Origin of the sequence: Dethiosulfatibacter aminovorans DSM 17477, from assembly GCF_900142005.1 — a bacterium.
In the GTDB taxonomy this organism is placed as follows: Bacteria; Bacillota; Clostridia; order Tissierellales; family Dethiosulfatibacteraceae; genus Dethiosulfatibacter; species Dethiosulfatibacter aminovorans.
The window spans coordinates 22,303-38,485 of record NZ_FQZL01000014.1 but is presented as its reverse complement, the minus strand read 5'-3'; the positions used below and the strand labels follow the sequence as shown (position 1 = coordinate 38,485).

At 42.1% G+C, this 16,183-nt stretch carries 12 protein-coding genes and 1 other annotated feature; of the genes, 10 read left to right on the top strand and 2 right to left on the bottom strand.

What is annotated here, in order from left to right:
- Positions 1 to 135: 135 nt before the first annotated feature.
- Both ileS and BUB05_RS10215 read right to left on the bottom strand, forming a co-directional pair.
- On the bottom strand, positions 136 to 3,237 hold the full coding sequence (gene ileS / locus BUB05_RS10220; protein ID WP_073049513.1) for an isoleucine--tRNA ligase: 3,102 nt from the start codon (positions 3,235 to 3,237) through the stop codon (positions 136 to 138).
- Positions 3,238 to 3,584: 347 nt separating this feature from the next.
- Positions 3,585 to 3,792: a binding site (T-box leader), on the bottom strand.
- A 170-nt stretch (positions 3,793 to 3,962) separates the two neighbouring features.
- Complete coding sequence (locus tag BUB05_RS10215) at positions 3,963 to 5,129, bottom strand: PucR family transcriptional regulator (protein WP_073049512.1); 1,167 nt, start codon at positions 5,127 to 5,129, stop codon at positions 3,963 to 3,965.
- A gap of 195 nt (positions 5,130 to 5,324) precedes the next feature.
- Here BUB05_RS10215 and BUB05_RS10210 point away from each other — a divergent pair, with 195 nt between their 5' ends.
- The 10 genes from BUB05_RS10210 (at position 5,325) to BUB05_RS10165 (ending at position 16,141) form a co-directional block, all read left to right on the top strand.
- The gene (locus BUB05_RS10210) at positions 5,325 to 6,398 is read left to right on the top strand and encodes an S-methyl thiohydantoin desulfurase family protein (protein ID WP_073049511.1); all 1,074 of its coding nucleotides are present in this window, start codon (positions 5,325 to 5,327) and stop codon (positions 6,396 to 6,398) included.
- A 177-nt stretch (positions 6,399 to 6,575) separates the two neighbouring features.
- Entirely contained in the window at positions 6,576 to 8,162 is a 1,587-nt protein-coding gene (locus tag BUB05_RS10205) for an ABC transporter substrate-binding protein (RefSeq protein WP_073049510.1), read from the top strand.
- A gap of 173 nt (positions 8,163 to 8,335) precedes the next feature.
- Positions 8,336 to 9,346 (top strand): ABC transporter permease, encoded by a 1,011-nt coding sequence (locus BUB05_RS10200; RefSeq protein WP_073049509.1) that lies wholly within the window; start codon positions 8,336 to 8,338, stop codon positions 9,344 to 9,346.
- An 11-nt stretch (positions 9,347 to 9,357) separates the two neighbouring features.
- Positions 9,358 to 10,266, top strand: coding sequence for a nickel transporter permease (gene nikC, locus BUB05_RS10195; protein ID WP_245819849.1), 909 nt, complete (start codon positions 9,358 to 9,360; stop codon positions 10,264 to 10,266).
- A gap of 9 nt (positions 10,267 to 10,275) precedes the next feature.
- The gene (locus tag BUB05_RS10190; protein ID WP_073049508.1) at positions 10,276 to 11,259 is read left to right on the top strand and encodes an ABC transporter ATP-binding protein; all 984 of its coding nucleotides are present in this window, start codon (positions 10,276 to 10,278) and stop codon (positions 11,257 to 11,259) included.
- Complete coding sequence (locus BUB05_RS10185) at positions 11,252 to 12,265, top strand: ABC transporter ATP-binding protein (RefSeq protein WP_073049507.1); 1,014 nt, start codon at positions 11,252 to 11,254, stop codon at positions 12,263 to 12,265. The genes BUB05_RS10190 and BUB05_RS10185 overlap by 8 nt, the downstream gene beginning before the upstream one ends.
- A gap of 33 nt (positions 12,266 to 12,298) precedes the next feature.
- On the top strand, positions 12,299 to 13,030 hold the full coding sequence (locus BUB05_RS10180) for an aspartate/glutamate racemase family protein (RefSeq protein WP_073049506.1): 732 nt from the start codon (positions 12,299 to 12,301) through the stop codon (positions 13,028 to 13,030).
- Between the two features lie 23 nt (positions 13,031 to 13,053).
- Positions 13,054 to 14,097 (top strand): aminopeptidase, encoded by a 1,044-nt coding sequence (locus BUB05_RS10175; protein WP_073049505.1) that lies wholly within the window; start codon positions 13,054 to 13,056, stop codon positions 14,095 to 14,097.
- A 7-nt stretch (positions 14,098 to 14,104) separates the two neighbouring features.
- A complete protein-coding gene (locus tag BUB05_RS10170) occupies positions 14,105 to 15,235 on the top strand; it encodes an S-methyl thiohydantoin desulfurase family protein (protein ID WP_073049504.1) in 1,131 nt (376 codons plus the stop codon).
- A gap of 72 nt (positions 15,236 to 15,307) precedes the next feature.
- On the top strand, positions 15,308 to 16,141 hold the full coding sequence (locus BUB05_RS10165) for a nitroreductase family protein (protein ID WP_073049503.1): 834 nt from the start codon (positions 15,308 to 15,310) through the stop codon (positions 16,139 to 16,141).
- Positions 16,142 to 16,183: the final 42 nt, after the last annotated feature.

Below are 16,183 nucleotides of genomic sequence, written 5' to 3'. Positions count from 1 at the left end.
TATTTTTGTTAAGTTTTCCTTACACTTTTTTCAAAAAGGCAACTTTTCCGTGTTAAACAAATCAAATAAAAACAGGTCTCACATCCTGAGACATGAAACCTGTTCCTTGTAATTAATATTCTCTTCTAAACTCGTTTAAATTCTTTTAAGCTCTATGCATGCATCATGTCCGTTAAGGTTTTGCACCTCGCAGTCAAGACCATCCTTTGCTTCTATCTTGAGAGCCAGAGTTTCCTTCATTATATAGTCCTTGTGAAGCTCAACCGCCTTGTCGATTTCAGCCGGTCCGTTATAGGAAATCTCTATATTGTCCATCATCTCATATCCGTTGTTCTTTCTCATCTGCTGAACCTTTGATATGAACTCTCTTGCATAACCTTCGTTTACAAGGTCATCGTTAAGGTTCGTATCAAGGATTACAAACAGGTTGTTTTCCATGGATACGTTGAATCCTTCCTTGGAAGTGATTCTTATATCGAGCATGTCTTCAGTTACATTGACAGTGTCTCCGTTGACTTCAACATCGACGCTTCCACCACCCTGAACAGCATTTATTATCTCAAGTGCATCGGACTTTGCAAGTATTCCGGCAAAAGCCTTTACATTCTTTCCAAGCTTCGGTCCTGCAGTCCTGAAGTTTGGCTTTAAGCTGAAGTTCATGAATTCCTGAAGGTTCTTCTCGAATACAACCTCCTTGATGTTGAGCTCTTCCATTATGAGTGGAGCAAGGTCAGCCATAAGCTCTTCGTATTTTCCGTCTATATGTATCTTTTGAAGAGGCTGTCTTACCTTGATTCTTTCAGTCTCCCTTGCAGCCCTTCCAAGAGCAACAAGATTTCTTACAAGGTCCATTCTCTCCTCAGTGTTTTCATCTATCTTGTCTTCTTCAACCTCAGGAAGATAGCTCAAGTGTACCGATTTTCCGTCTGTCAGATTCCTGTAGATTTCCTCTGCAAGGTACGGAGAGAAAGGTGCTACAAGCTTTGATATTCCAATGAGGATTTCCAGTGTAGTGTTGTATACGGATTTCTTGTCTTCTGTAAGCTCTGTAACCCAGAATCTTCTTCTTGACCTTCTTATGTACCAGTTTGACAGGTCTTCGTTTACGAATTCCTGGATAGCCCTTACAGCCTTTGTCTGGTCATACTGGTTCATGCTTTCCCTTACATACTTGTCAAGATTGTTGAATTTCGACAGTATCCACCTGTCAAGCTCAGGTCTGTCCTTGTATTCAACATGGAAATCATTTGGGTTGATTCCATCGGTGTTGGCATAAAGTACAAAGAAGTTGTAGACATTCTTCACGGTACCGAAGAACTTGCTCATCACTTCCTTGAGACCTTCCTCGTCAAACTTGGTCGGAGTCCATGCAGGAGATACATGCAGAAGATACCATCTCAGTGCGTCTGCACCGTACTGGTCAAACATTTCAAACGGATTGACAGTATTTCCCTTTGACTTCGACATCTTCTTTCCATGCTTGTCAAGAATCAGGTCGTTTACAAGAACTCTCTTGTAAGGAGACTTGCCCATTACAAAGGTTGATATTGCAATAAGCGAGTAGAACCATCCTCTCGTCTGGTCAATACCTTCGCATATGAAGTCCGCAGGGAACATTTCCTCGAAGTTTTCCTTGTTCTCAAATGGATAGTGCTGCTGAGCATAAGGCATTGCCCCGCTGTCAAACCAGCAGTCGATTACATCCTTGACCCTCTCCATTGTTCCGCCGCAGTGCGGACATTTGAAATGGATGTCGTCAACATAAGGTCTGTGAAGCTCTATTGTTTCATCTATATCTTCTATTGCCCTTTCGACAAGTTCTTTTCTTGATCCAACACTTTCAATATGACCGCATTCGCATGTCCAGAGAGGAAGTGGCGTTCCCCAGTACCTGCTTCTTGAAATTGCCCAGTCGTTTAGGTTTTCAAGCCAGTTACCGAATCTCTTCTCTCCAACGAAAGGAGGATACCATTCAACGGAATTGTTGTTTTCAATAAGCTGATCCTTGAGTTTGGTCATTGCAATATACCAGCTTGGCTTTGCATAGTAAAGAAGAGGTGTCTTGCATCTCCAGCAGTGAGGATAGTTGTGGTCCATTGTCACTTTCTTGTAAAGCTTTCCTTCTTCCCTGAGCCACTTGATGATTTCAGGATCCGCGTCCATAACGAACATGTCCTTCCAAGGTGTCTCAGTATATTTACCTGATTCATCAACAGGCTGAAGTACAGGAAGGTCGTATCTCAAACCTGTCTGGTAGTCGTCTTCACCGAAGGCGGGAGCTGTATGTACAATACCAGTACCGTCTTCAGTAGTTACATAGTCTGCGCATGTAACGAAGAAAGCCTTCTTGTCCGCCTTGACAAAAGGCATGAGCTGCTCATATTCAACATGCTCAAGGTCTTTTCCCTTCATTTCCTCAAGCACTTCATACTCTTCCTTAAGTACAGATCCGGCAAGGTTCTTTTCTATTATATATACTTCACCCTCTGATTTCACCTTGACATAGGTTTCCTCAGGATGAACTGTAAGACATACGTTTGATGCAAGCGTCCATGGAGTAGTTGTCCATACGAGGAAGTACTCGTCCGCATCCTTTCTCTTGAACTTCACATATACGGTGCTTGTCTTTATTTCTTCATAGCCCTGGGCAACCTCATGGGAGGCAAGTCCCGTTCCGCACCTTGCGCAGTATGGAAGAATCTTGTGACCCTCGTATATGTATCCTTCCTTGTTGAACTTGTCAAGAATCCACCATACGGATTCCACATAGTCATTCTCAAGAGTTATATATGGATTGTCGAGGTCTATGAGGTATGCCATCCTTTCGGTCATTTCCCTCCACTTGTTTTCGTAAGTGAAGACCGAGTTCCTGCACTGGTCGTTGAACTTGTCTATCCCGTAGTTTTCAATATCCTGCTTGTTGTTGAGACCAAGCTGCTTTTCAACTTCGATTTCAACCGGAAGTCCGTGGGTATCCCATCCTGCCTTTCTCTTTACCTGGTATCCTTCCATTGTCTTGAATCTGCATACTGAATCCTTGAGGGTCCTTGCAATGACGTGATGGATTCCAGGGTTTCCGTTTGCAGTTGGAGGTCCCTCGTAGAAGATGAAGCTTTCCTTGTCAGCACGAGTTTCCACACTTTCGTGCAATAGATCTATCTTTTCCCAATACTCCCTTATGTCCTTTTCATATTCGCTGTACGGTGCAGTCGAAATGTTATTAAATATTTTTTTCATGATTCCTCCTAAATTTATCTATACACTTGTTGACAAATTTTCGGCAAAATCCAATCCAGTTATCGGACTCTCCAGAAAATTTGTCATTATTCTTAAATTATTTACTTGGATTTTTGTACCTTAGATTCAACTGCAATACGCTGATTTATTTAATCTTGCAGATGTACTATATTGACTTATGCCTAAAGAAATAATTATATATTACAGTGAGGTCTCGACTTCGAGGACCTTGAATCAACATTATTAATACAGATTCATGGGACGAGGGAGTAGGGAACTATAATATAGAATTATTTCACCCAGCTGAAGCAGTCTCCAGACATAAATAAATCCCTCGTATATAAAATACAAGGGACGAAAATTCTCCGCGGTACCACCCAGGTTGCAGACTTGCTCTGCCGCTCTTAACAATTAACGCTTGCAACGTGATTCCCTACTCTATTCAAGAATCAAACTCATGGATGATCTTCACATTGTATCCCTTCATAATCTTCCAGCCATGGATTATGTCTCTGAAAATTTCAACAAGGCTACTCTTCCAGTCAAAGTCAATAAAAACGCTTTATTTTTTGTACGCCAAGGGTGCACAATTCGATGTGTTACTGCAATATAATACATTAAATAGGTTTACTTGTCAATATGTTTAGACATTCAAGTTTCCTTTGTACAGTATTTTCAAACTCCTGTCCAGTTTTGTTTCACACCTTGAATAACCACTTACGTGGCTAACTCGACAAAATCGATTTCTTGTCCATATTCATGATTTTATCCATCTTCAGGGCTAGAGATACCTGCTCTATAAATTTCAAATGGTCATTTTCCAGGTTCAAAAGCTTCTTCGCCTTCAGAATCCTGTATCTTACAGTATTTTCATGCTGATGGAGCATTTGTGCAGTCTTCTTATATTCTCCATTGTTTTCAAGATAAACCTCTACTGTATTTACAATATCCGAATTATAGTATTCATCATATTCCTTGAGGGGCATGAATATCTCCCTGTAGAACTCAGCAAGATGTCTGCTGTTTCTCATGGGATACAACACCTTGTAAACGTTCAAATCCTTGTAGTGAACAACCCTGTCCTCTGTTACAAAGGACAGCTCGTAAGATGAAAGAGATTGTTTAACGCAGTGGTTGAATTCATCCTTGCTGGTGAATGAATTACTGACTCCTATTATATAATCCTCTGTATATTTCTTTACCAGATTTTCCACATAATCAATATGGGTCTTCAGCATAACCTGCTTGTTGAAGTTTAAGATCATCAGTATGTTGTTCCTGTATTTCAATGCCTCAAAATCATAGTTGGAGTTAAGTTCCTTCCTTAAATAATTGAACCTGTCTGCTTGAATACTTTCTACATTAATGTACAGGCAGTTATAAAACTTCTTGAAACTTCCATTTATCCTGGTTGCAATTGCAGCAACCTCCTGACTGTTTATGTCCCCATCAAGAAGCCTGTCTATCCTCATCTCGGAAATAGTATCCGCCTGCTCCAGAAGTATCATTTCTGTAATTGTAATAACTATCTCGGCATATGGAACCATAGTATCAATGAATATCACCGGAAAGGATTTTTCATCACAGAACCTTTTTATATCATCAGGAATATCATCAAGGAACTCATCTATTATACATACTCCAGCACTGCTGGAATTTATGTACAGATCAAAGATCTTCCTCATTTCTTCCTTGTCATCCTTGGCTATATATAAACTATTAACATAAAAATCGCCTGCCATGACAAGTTCCATATCCACTACGTCATCAAGCACTGGACAGTCGGAAAAATTAATTCTCTTTATTTCATTTTCAAGACCGTTCTTTCCTGCCACCAGCCTTGCCGATTCAAATAGCTTAAGGTCAAACAAATCCTTAACCTTTACAGACATAAATTAACCTTCCCTCATCCAGAATCATTCAATCTTCAGAAAATTATACAACAATATTGTATATTTTACAACGCCAACACCTCGTTTTGAATGGTTGATAGTAAAATCACAAAATTATTGTTAATAAATTGTAAAATCTACAAAATAATTAAAATGAATCGGTAATATAATATTTATCAGGAGGTGCTTATATTTATGAAAAAACTAGCTTATCAAGAAACAGTAGATATCCTTGTAGGATGTACCATCCTTGGAACAGGTGGAGGAGGTTCACTTGCCGAAGGATTGGATGCAGTAAAGAAAGCCTTCGGGGAAGGCTGCGAATTCAACATGATCGATTTCGATGAGATAAAGGATGATGCATACTATGTCAACCCTTATTTTTGCGGTTCAATCTCTCCCGATGAAGAGGAAGAAGAAGAGCACAAGGAGCTTGAATATGCAATCAGGTCTCTAGAAGAATATATGGACGTGGAATTCGATGGTGTTGTATCCATTGAATATGGAGGAGGCAATACAGGCCAGGCAATGGCTGCAGGTGCCAGGGCTGGCAAGTTCATAGTCGATGCAGACGCTGCCGGGCGTGCAGTTCCGGAACTGCAATTTTCAACTTATTTTGTAACCGGCAGGCCTATTTATCCATTTTCTGTGGCTACAAAACACAAAGATACTGTAATTTTCACAAAGGTAGCTTCAGATGCAAGAGCCGAGGTGCTTTCAAGGATGATGGCTGTAGCGACAGACAATACAGTTGGAATGGCCGATCATCCAATAATTGGAAAAGATCTTAAAACATCTGTAATCCCAAACGCATTGAGCTATGCCGGCAAGGTTGGAAGAATACAAAGAGAAGCATTGGAAAAGGGACTGAATCCAATTGCTGAACTGACAGACAAATGTGAAGGAACACTTTTATTCGAAGGAATAGTCACCGAGAAAGATACGGAATGGAATATTCAGGACGGCTTTACTGTAGGATCCATAGGCATAAAAGGCTGCGAATCCTTTGAAAATTCAGCCTTCAAGGTGTGGTACAAAAATGAGAACATGGTTGCCTGGAGAGACGGCGAGGTTGCACTTACCTGTCCTGACCTTATATGTGTAGTGAATGGTGAAACGGGATATCCCATCACAAATCCAAACTGCAACCCAGGGAATAAAGTTGCAGTTCTGGGATTCAAGGCACATGATTTCTGGAAGACAGAAAAGGGTCTGTCTATATTGAATCCAAGATTTTTCGGCTTCGATATTGATGTAAAATATCTATAAAAATTCATTTCATTATAATTGTTACTAAATTTTAATAATCGTTTTTGTGATTTTTACAAATACTTATTGCGGCGACAACTGTATAATTACAATATACAAAATCGATGTTAAAAAAATGTGTACAACATCGGAATGCAGGTAGTAAAATATTGCATGCATAAATCAAGGGAGGAACTTATGAGAAAAAGATTATCATTATTTTTGGCAGTCATCATGATGCTCAGCGTACTTGCAGGATGCGGTGGTGGAGGCCAGCAAACTGGAGATGAAATTCCGGTAAGCGAAATCGATATAGCTTACTACGCTTACAATTCTGAACCGATTCTAAACTGGGATCCAAGCGCAATGTTTTCAAATGGTATCATCGTTCTGAACAACGTATATGAAACACTGTTGAAATTCGATCCTACTACGTCCGAATTTGAAAATGTACTGGCTGAAAGCTATGAAGTATCGGAAGACGGTATGACATGGACATTCAAGCTGAGACAGGGAATCAAGTTCCATGACGGCACGGACTTCACCGCAGAGGATGTAAAATTCTCAATAGAAAGGACACTTGAACTGGGTCAGGGCGCTTCTTACATATGGGATGCAGTAAGTGAAATCAATATAATAGACAATTACACTGTTGAATTCAAGACTTCATATCCAGCACCTATAGATCTTGTTGCAAGTTCGCCTTATGCTTCATTTATCATGTCAAAAGATGCTGTTGAAGGAAACTCAGATACATGGTTCGAGGAAGGAAATGAAGCAGGTACAGGACCATATGCACTTGAAGGATACACCATGGGAGACGAGGTAATCCTTTCACAATTTGCAGACTACTGGAAGGGCTGGGATGGAGAGCACTTCGAGAAGATCCTCATAAAGAAGGTAGCGGAAACTTCATCGAGAAGACAGATGATAGAAAAAGGCGATGCAACAATCACAATGGAACTTCCTTCGGAAGATGTCGACATACTTAAGGACAGCGACGGAGTACAGGTATTTATAGAATCATCATTCACAAACATGATAGGTTTCTTTAACACTCAAAAAGCTCCTTTCGACAATGAAAATATCAGAAAGGCACTTTCATATGCATTCCCCTATGAAGATGTTGTAAAATATGCAGCCGGAGGTTATGCCGAGCAGTCTACAGGACCTGTTCCAAACAACCACTGGGGACACAGCGACGACTTGTTCCAGTACTCATATGACCTTGACATGGCGAAACAGCTTCTTGAGGCAGAAGGTATAAAGGAAGGAGACCTGAACATTCTTCTTACCTACATGAGCGGAGACGAAGCAGAGAAAAAAGCATCCGAACTCTACAAGGCCGAACTGTCAAAAATAGGCGTAAATCTTGAAATAAGGGCAATGCCTTGGGAAACTCAATGGGAAATGGCGATGAGCGAAAATCCGGAAGACAGGCAGGACATATTCATCATGTACTGGTGGCCTGATATCTCAAACCCATACTCATGGCTGTATCCACTTTACAGATCTGAAGAAAGCCCGCTCTTCAACCTTGCATACTACTCGAATCCTGAATTCGACAACATGATAGACTCGGCATACGAAAAGAGCTCAACAGACATAAACCAAGCTACAGAAGAGTTTATATCAGCTCAGGAAGTGCTTATAGATGATGCTCCATCATTCTATATCTATGACAAGCAGGTTGCATGGATTACAGACAAGAACCTGAGAGGATTTGAAAGCAATCCTTCATATCCCTGGGTTGTATTCTTCTATGATATTTACCTGGAGAAATAAACGGCAGTAAAATTGTCATAAGAACGAAACAAAATCAATTGGCACTAGACATACCAGTATAAAAGAGGAATGGGACTTTTGTCCCCTCCTCTTTTTAAAAAAAGATTTTAGTTAATAATCAAGAAGGCAGCTATGCTGCGTCTGAATCAAAATCAACCACGGAGGTGTGGAATTTGAAAAACTATATCATAAAAAGACTTCTCCTTGGAGTAATGGTCCTTCTGGGAGTCATAGTCGTAACATTCTTCCTGGCCAGGGTTATCCCTTCCAATCCTGCAGCACAATGGGTGGGTCCAAGAGCCACTCAGGAACAAATAGATGCAGCAACTATAGAACTAGGGCTTGACAAGCCCCTTGTAGTGCAATTTGGGAAATACCTGCAGGGCGTTTCACAAGGAGACCTGGGAAAATCACTTAGAACCAAGCTGCCTGTAGCAAAGGAACTGGCATCGTACCTTCCCCCTACAGTAGAACTCATTATATTTTCAACCTTTCTCGCAATCATAATAGGAATTCCACTGGGTCTTAACTCAGCCAAAAAGAAGGACCAGGCACTGGACCATTTCTGTAGATTCTTCTCAGTGGGAGCCGTATCACTTCCTACCTTCTGGGTTGCCCTGTTCCTTCAGCTCATATTCTACAGATGGCTGGGATGGCTTCCCCTTGGAGGTCAGATGGAAACAAAACTCAAGTTACTGTACTCAATACCTTCAAGGACAGGATTCCTTCTTCTTGACAGTATAATAAGCGGCAACTGGGTCGTTGCACAGGATGTATTCAAGCATATGATACTTCCATCAGTTACAATAGCCCTCTATCCCATTGGCTTGGTTGCAAGGATGACAAGGTCTGCCCTCCTTGAGATACTAAGCGAGGACTATATAAAGGCTGCAAGGTCATACGGCATCAAGGAAAGGATAGTCCTCTGGAATTATGCACTTAAAAACTCTCTAGGAACCACAATGACTGTTCTTGCACTTTCAATAGGATACACACTTGTAAACACATTCCTGGTCGAGGCAATATTCAGCTGGCCTGGTCTTGGATCATATACTGCAGCTGCAGTCGTAGCACTGGACTATCCGGCAATAATTGGTGTAACTCTAGTGTCTGCATTTTCATATATAATGCTTAACCTTACTGCAGACATAATAATAGCTCTCGATCCGAGAGTAAGGGTATAGGTGGTGAAATCATGAGTACAAATACAATGAATAGAAAAGACAGGATGATAAAGGTATTGACCCCAAGGATAAAATCAACAAAGGAATCCTTCTTCCTTCTGAAGAAAAACTGGCTTACAAACCTGGCTATGTACGGAGTACTCCTTCTGATACTCATAGCAATAATAGTGCCTATAGTTCTCCCTGCTGATATACATGTGGCTCAGGATACCCATCCTGAATTCAAGTTGCAGCCTCCTTCAGCCAGCCATCCTTTCGGAACAGATTATTTAGGCAGAGATATATTCAAAAGAGTTCTCCTGGGTACGCGCATATCGTTGACAACTGCACTTCTTGCCGTTGGACTTGCACTCCTCATAGGTATTCCCCTTGGAGCAGTTGCAGGATTCTACGGAGGTAGAATAGATGAACTGATAATGAGAATAACAGATATTTTTCTTGGATTTCCTCCCCTTTTGCTGGCAATCGCTATAGCGGCATTTCTGGGGCCAAACCTCAGAAATGCCATGATTGCCATAGCAGCAGCATGGTGGCCATGGTATACAAGGGTTGTAAGAGGACAGGCAATATCAATGAAGGAAAGACAGTTCGTTAAGGCTGCCAAAGCCATAGGGACTCCTTCAAGAAAGATTATCTTCAAGCATATACTGCCAAACTGCATATCACCAATCATTGTACAGGCTTCAATGGACATAGGAGGAGTAATCCTTACCATTGCATCCCTGAGTTTCCTGGGCCTGGGAGCTCAGTCCCCGACTCCCGAATGGGGTCTCATGGTTAGTACAAGCAGAAACTATTTCCTGAATGCGTGGTGGTACAGCATATTCCCGGGACTTGCAATCTTCTTTACAGTACTGGTCTTCAACCTTCTTGGAGACGGACTAAGAGAGGTTCTTGATCCGAAAACAAGAAAGAATTAGGAGGCAGCCATGGAAAGACCATATCTTCATATAAAAGATTTAAAGATAAACTTCCATACTTTCGAGGGTGTAAAAACCGTATTGAATGTGGATGAAATAAAGATCAAAAAAGGCGAAGCCTTCGGAATCATAGGAGAAAGCGGTACAGGAAAGACAGTACTTGCTCTTTCAATAATGAAACTGCTGGAAATGCCTCCGGGAGAAATAGAATCGGGTGAAATACTTCTTGACGGTGACGACCTTCTTAAAAAATCCATCAAGGAAATGGAACGGGAAATACGAGGCAAGAAAGTCTCCATGATCTTCCAGGATCCAATGTCCACCCTTAACCCAGTATACACAATAGGACAGCAGCTCATAAATGTAATAAGAGAATCAAAGAAATGTGATAAGAACACTGCTTATACCGAAGCCGTGGACATGCTGAATACCGTAAAGCTTCCGGATGCCGAAAGGGCTATGGACAAATACCCCCATGAGCTAAGCGGCGGACAGAGACAGAGGGTCATCATAGCACTGGCTCTCAGTTGCGGTGCAGAATTCCTCATAGCAGACGAACCAACCAGGAATCTTGACGTTACAATACAAGCAGGGATATTGAAGCTCATAAAGGAACTTCAGACGAACCTTAAGGTAACAGTATTGTTCATAGCAAACAATCCCGGACTCATATCCGCGACATGCAACGATGCAGCCGTACTGTACAAGGGGGAAATCGTAGAAATGGGAACAACGAAAGAGGTTCTTAGGAATCCACAGCATCCTTACACCTTCACTCTGCTCAATGCCGTGCCTAAGGACAAGGATACAAGGATTGATCTGAGTCAGGTAATCCCTCCCGATGATACAAACATAATCCGGGGAAGCTGCGTATACTACAACAGATGTACAAACAAGATTGCAAAATGTGAAAAAAACCAGAAGCTCATAAGGCTGGAAGGAACACACTACGTGAAATGCGGCATCTGCAACGGAGGTGGAATGAATGAGTAACATACTGGAAATAAAAAACCTTAAAAAGTACTTTCCTCTCAAGAGCGGATTCTTCCAGAAGGTTACCGCCCATGTAAAGGCTGTTGACGATGTGTCCATGGAAATCGAAAAAGGTGAAATTCTGGGACTGGTTGGAGAGTCGGGTTGCGGAAAAACAACTCTTGTAAACACAGTTCTCAATCTTATAGAGCCTACTGCCGGAGAGGTTGTTTTCGACGGCAAGAGCATGTACAAGCTGAGCAAAAATGAACTGAGAGACATGAGAAAATATATACAGATAGTTTTCCAGGATCCGTTCTGGTCTCTTAACCCAAGGATGCTCGTAAAAGACATCATCGGCGAACCCTTGAATGTACAGGCTGGAATGAACAGTGTCGATATGCTTCCAAAAGTGGAAGAACTGCTGGAAATGGTTGGACTTCCAAAGGAAGGAGCCTTCAAGTATCCCCATGAGTTTTCAGGCGGGCAAAGACAGAGGATTGCAATAGCAAGGGCTCTTGCCCTAATGCCAAAGCTTATTGTACTTGATGAGCCCACATCGTCCATAGACGTTGTATCACAGGCACAGATACTTGACCTTCTCAACAACTTGAAGGAAAAATTCGACCTTACATATATAGTCATATCCCACGACCTGAGCGTTGTAAACTATATGGCTGACAAGATAGCAGTAATGTATCTGGGCAAACTTGTGGAATACGGAGATTCAAGAACAATATTCAAGAACCCGAGACATCCTTACACAAAAGCACTTTTCGATGCAATACCGGATGTATATACAGAAAACATTGAGGACATCGCAACTCTTGAAGGCAACGTGCCTAGTGCAATAAATCCTCCAAAGGGATGCCGCTTCCATACAAGATGTCCAAAGTCAATGGATATTTGCAAGACTCACGAACCTGAGCTAATAAAACAAGGTGACGATGTGAAGGTTGCGTGCCACCTCGTAAACGACATAAGGGGCATCAAGGAAGAGGAAGCAAGAAACAAACACGCAGGTTGATCATGGAAACTTACAATCATTATGGAGATAAGTATGAGAATAAAAGTAATCGTACCTGTAATTAAAACCCAAAACACGGACCTCATGGATGGAGAATACGAGTATATAGAGAGTTCTCTGCCACCGGGAACAGAATTCGATATTAAATATCTGGATTTCGGCTCGGAATCTGTGGAAAGCGTAACTGAACAAAGCTTTGCAGTACCTGAAATACTAAGGATTGCAAAAAAATCTGAAGAGGAAGGCTTCGACGGTATTTTCATAGATTGCTTTGCAGACCCTGGAGTCTTCCCCTCCAGGGAAATTGTCAGAATTCCAGTTGTAGGAGGCTTCATCCCTTCAATGGCCTTGGCTTCCACCCTGGGAGAAAGAATCGCAATACTCGCAACCAGCAACAACTTCAGGAAGAATCTTGAAAAGACAGTCAGGTCTTCGGCTTTCGAGGATAGCATAGTTTCTTTGAACAACCTGGACCTTACAGTTCTTGAACTTCTTGACAGGGACAAGGCCCTTTCAAGACTAGCCGATTCATGTAAAGACATAGTCAAAAGAGACAATGCCGATGTCATAGTCCTGGGTTGCACTGTAATGTACTACCTCATAGACGATTTGAAAGACAGGCTCAGATATGAAGGATGTAGAGTCCAGATCATAGAGCCGAAAAGGTCTGGACTTAAAATGCTGACACTCATGGCCGAGTTGAATCTGACAAATTCAATGAACCACATAGTTTCAGCCAATTACGACAAAATTAAAAAACACTAAAGATATTAGATGGAGGTATAAGGATGCAACAATATGAATTCGAACTACAAAAGGCAGCCGATAGGCTTATAAACGAAATAATGCAGGTCAAGGTTGGTGAAACAGTAACAATAACTGCAGATACATGCTCAAATACACAGGTAGTCAATGCAACTGCAGCAAGTGTATACGCGGCAGGTGGAAAACCATTGGTAATATGGATGTCTACTCCCGGAGGAGTTGGAAAAGCGGCAGATGAGTATCTCCCTGTAGAAACACTGGGAGCTGCACTTGCAAAAACCGATGTATGGATAGAATACAATCAGCAGTGGCTCCTCTACTCCACTCCTTTTGAGATTGCATTCAACACCAATGAGAATCTGAGGTACATATGCCTTGTTGAAATGAATCCGGATCTCATGATCAGGAATATTGGAAATGTGGATATGGTACTTCTGTCGGAATTCATGCACAAGTTTGCAGATATGAACAAGGCTGCAAAAAAAATGAGGGTTACCACTCCCACTGGTACGGACCTTGAATTTGAAACAAATACAAGGCACCTGGTGTCTTGCGATGCAGGAGATGCAGGAAAGCCGGGGATATTCATGATGCCCGGACAAATAAATGTGGTTCCCAAATTCGATACCGTGCAGGGAACACTAGTTTTCGACGGTTCCCTTGTTCCTCCATGCGGCGTGCTTGAACAGCCTCTGAAACTGACAATTGAACACAGCAAAATAGTAAAAGTCGAAGGTGGAAGGCAGGCTGAAGAATTCGAGACATGGCTTAAGAGCTTTGATGATCCCAATATGTTCAAGCTTGCTCATATAGCCTACGGCCTCAATCCTGGAGCAAAGCTGACAGGCGACATAGTTGAAGATGAAAGGGTTTGGGGTGCAACCGAGTGGGGAATCGGATATGTGAGTCCAATTGACGCTCCCCCTGTTGGTCAAGACGCCAAATCACACTGCGATGGAATCTGCCTAAACTCAAGCATATGGCTTGACGGAGTAAAAGTTCTCGAAGATGGAAAATTCATAGACAAGGAACTGAAAGAATTCGAAGATAAAATATTTAACAGGTAGGTAGAATATGAAAAAACTAACAAAACAGGATTTACACGATATACTTCTGGGAGCTGCAATCGTAGGAACAGGCGGCGGCGGATCACTGGAATATGGAATAGAAATAATTGACAAGGCATTGGAAGACGGCTGTAAATTCACACTGGCAGACCTTGATGAAATCCCCGATGATGCACTTGTAGGCACTCCCTACGGCTGCGGTTCAATAGGATCCCTATCAGCGGAACAGCAAAGAGAATATAATTCACTGGCGAAAATTGACACAACTCCTGAGGTAGCAGCTGTAAAAGCCATTGAAGACTACTTCGGCAAGGAACTATATGGAGTTATCGCCACTGAACTCGGCGGCGCCAATACGGCCGTTGCATTGGAAGCCGGCGCAAGGCTGAATAAGCCGATTATTGATGCCGACCCTGCAGGAAGAAGCGTACCCTGCCTTCAGCATTCCACATACTATCTGAATGATGTACCAATCTATCCCATGGCGGTTGCCAACGAATTCGGAGATTCCATGCTCCTTACAAAAACGGCAAGCGACGAAAGGGCCGAAGCTCTTACAAGATCCGCCGCTGTTGCAAGCTTCAACCATGTGGGTGTAGTTGACCATCCTGGAGAATGGAAAGCAATGAAAAACGCCCTTCTGAAGAACACCATATCAATGTGCCTTAAAATCGGTAAAGTTGCAAGAAAAGCACAGGAAGAAGGCAGAAACTATGCCTATGACATTGTAGAACAGTTCGACGGCAGGATTATTTTTGAAGGTGTAGTAAAATCAAGCACCTGGGAGGACAAGGAAGGTTTTACATACTCCGACCTTGTAGTTGAAGGGACAAAGGATTATGAAGGTGACGAATTCAAGCTGTGGATACAAAACGAAAACATAATAAGCTGGAAGAACGGCGAATACTATGTTACAGTTCCCGATTCCATAAACATAGTAAGAGACAAGGAAAACATGCCTCTTCTAAATCCCAATGCAAAGCCGGGAATGGAAGTCACCATATTTGCTCTGACTGCCTTCGATGAATGGCGTACCGAGAAAGGACTTGAAATACTGGGACCTAAATTCTTCGGTCATGACATAGAATACAGGAAGCTCGAAGACATAGTGCCGTCACCTGTAGTGAAGCAAGACTGATATACATAAGGGCATTCCCCAAGGAATGTCCCTTTGTGGTATTATTCTATGCTTAACCATATTGGAGGAATTATGAATGAAGTACTAAAAATGATTGATGAAAGGGCAAGCTGCAGAAGCTTCCTTGAAAAGGAAATACCTGAAGATATTTTAAACCAGGTTCTTGATGCAGCTTGTTCCACTCCCTCGGGAGGAAACTTCCAGGCCTATTCCATAATCAAGGTTAAGGACAAGGAAAAGAAGCTCAAGCTTCAAAAGTACAGTAGAGACCAGAAATTCATAAGCCGGGCTCCCGTAAACCTTGTTTTCTGCATAGACTACAGAAGAATAAAAAGGATAATAGAAGTTGAACCCTCCCCTTTCAATTTTACGGAGCAGTTCAAGGACCTGTGGATGACAATAATCGATGCATCCATAAGCGCCCATACAGCCTGTCTCGCCGCAGAATCGTTGAGCCTGAAATCAATTTATATTGGAAATATCCTGAATGAAGCAGGCAAGATATCACAACTCCTTAATCTGCCGGATTACGTATTTCCAGTGATAATGGTAACCCTGGGCTACCCTAAAAGCCCAATCAAACCACCCAGGAAATACGGAAGAAACGTCCTGGTCCATGACGAAGAATACAAGGACATGGACATAAATGATCTGTTCAAGGAATACAAGAAAAAGAACAGCAACTGGAAGATGAAAGCCACCGACAAGTTTGTAGACCGGCTGTACAAAACGGCCCTTGAGTATCACGGCAGGGACTATGCCGATAAGTGCCGGGACTATGTACTTGAAAAAGGAGCCATAAGTCCCTACCAGTACTGGTTCGGATGCTACTATCTTGATGATGGCTTTCTTGACAACGAAGCATTCTTTGAAGAGATGAGGAAAAAACTGTTTACCTGGGTATAACAAGAAAGCAGCTACGCTGCGTAAAATGCGTAAGCATTTTTT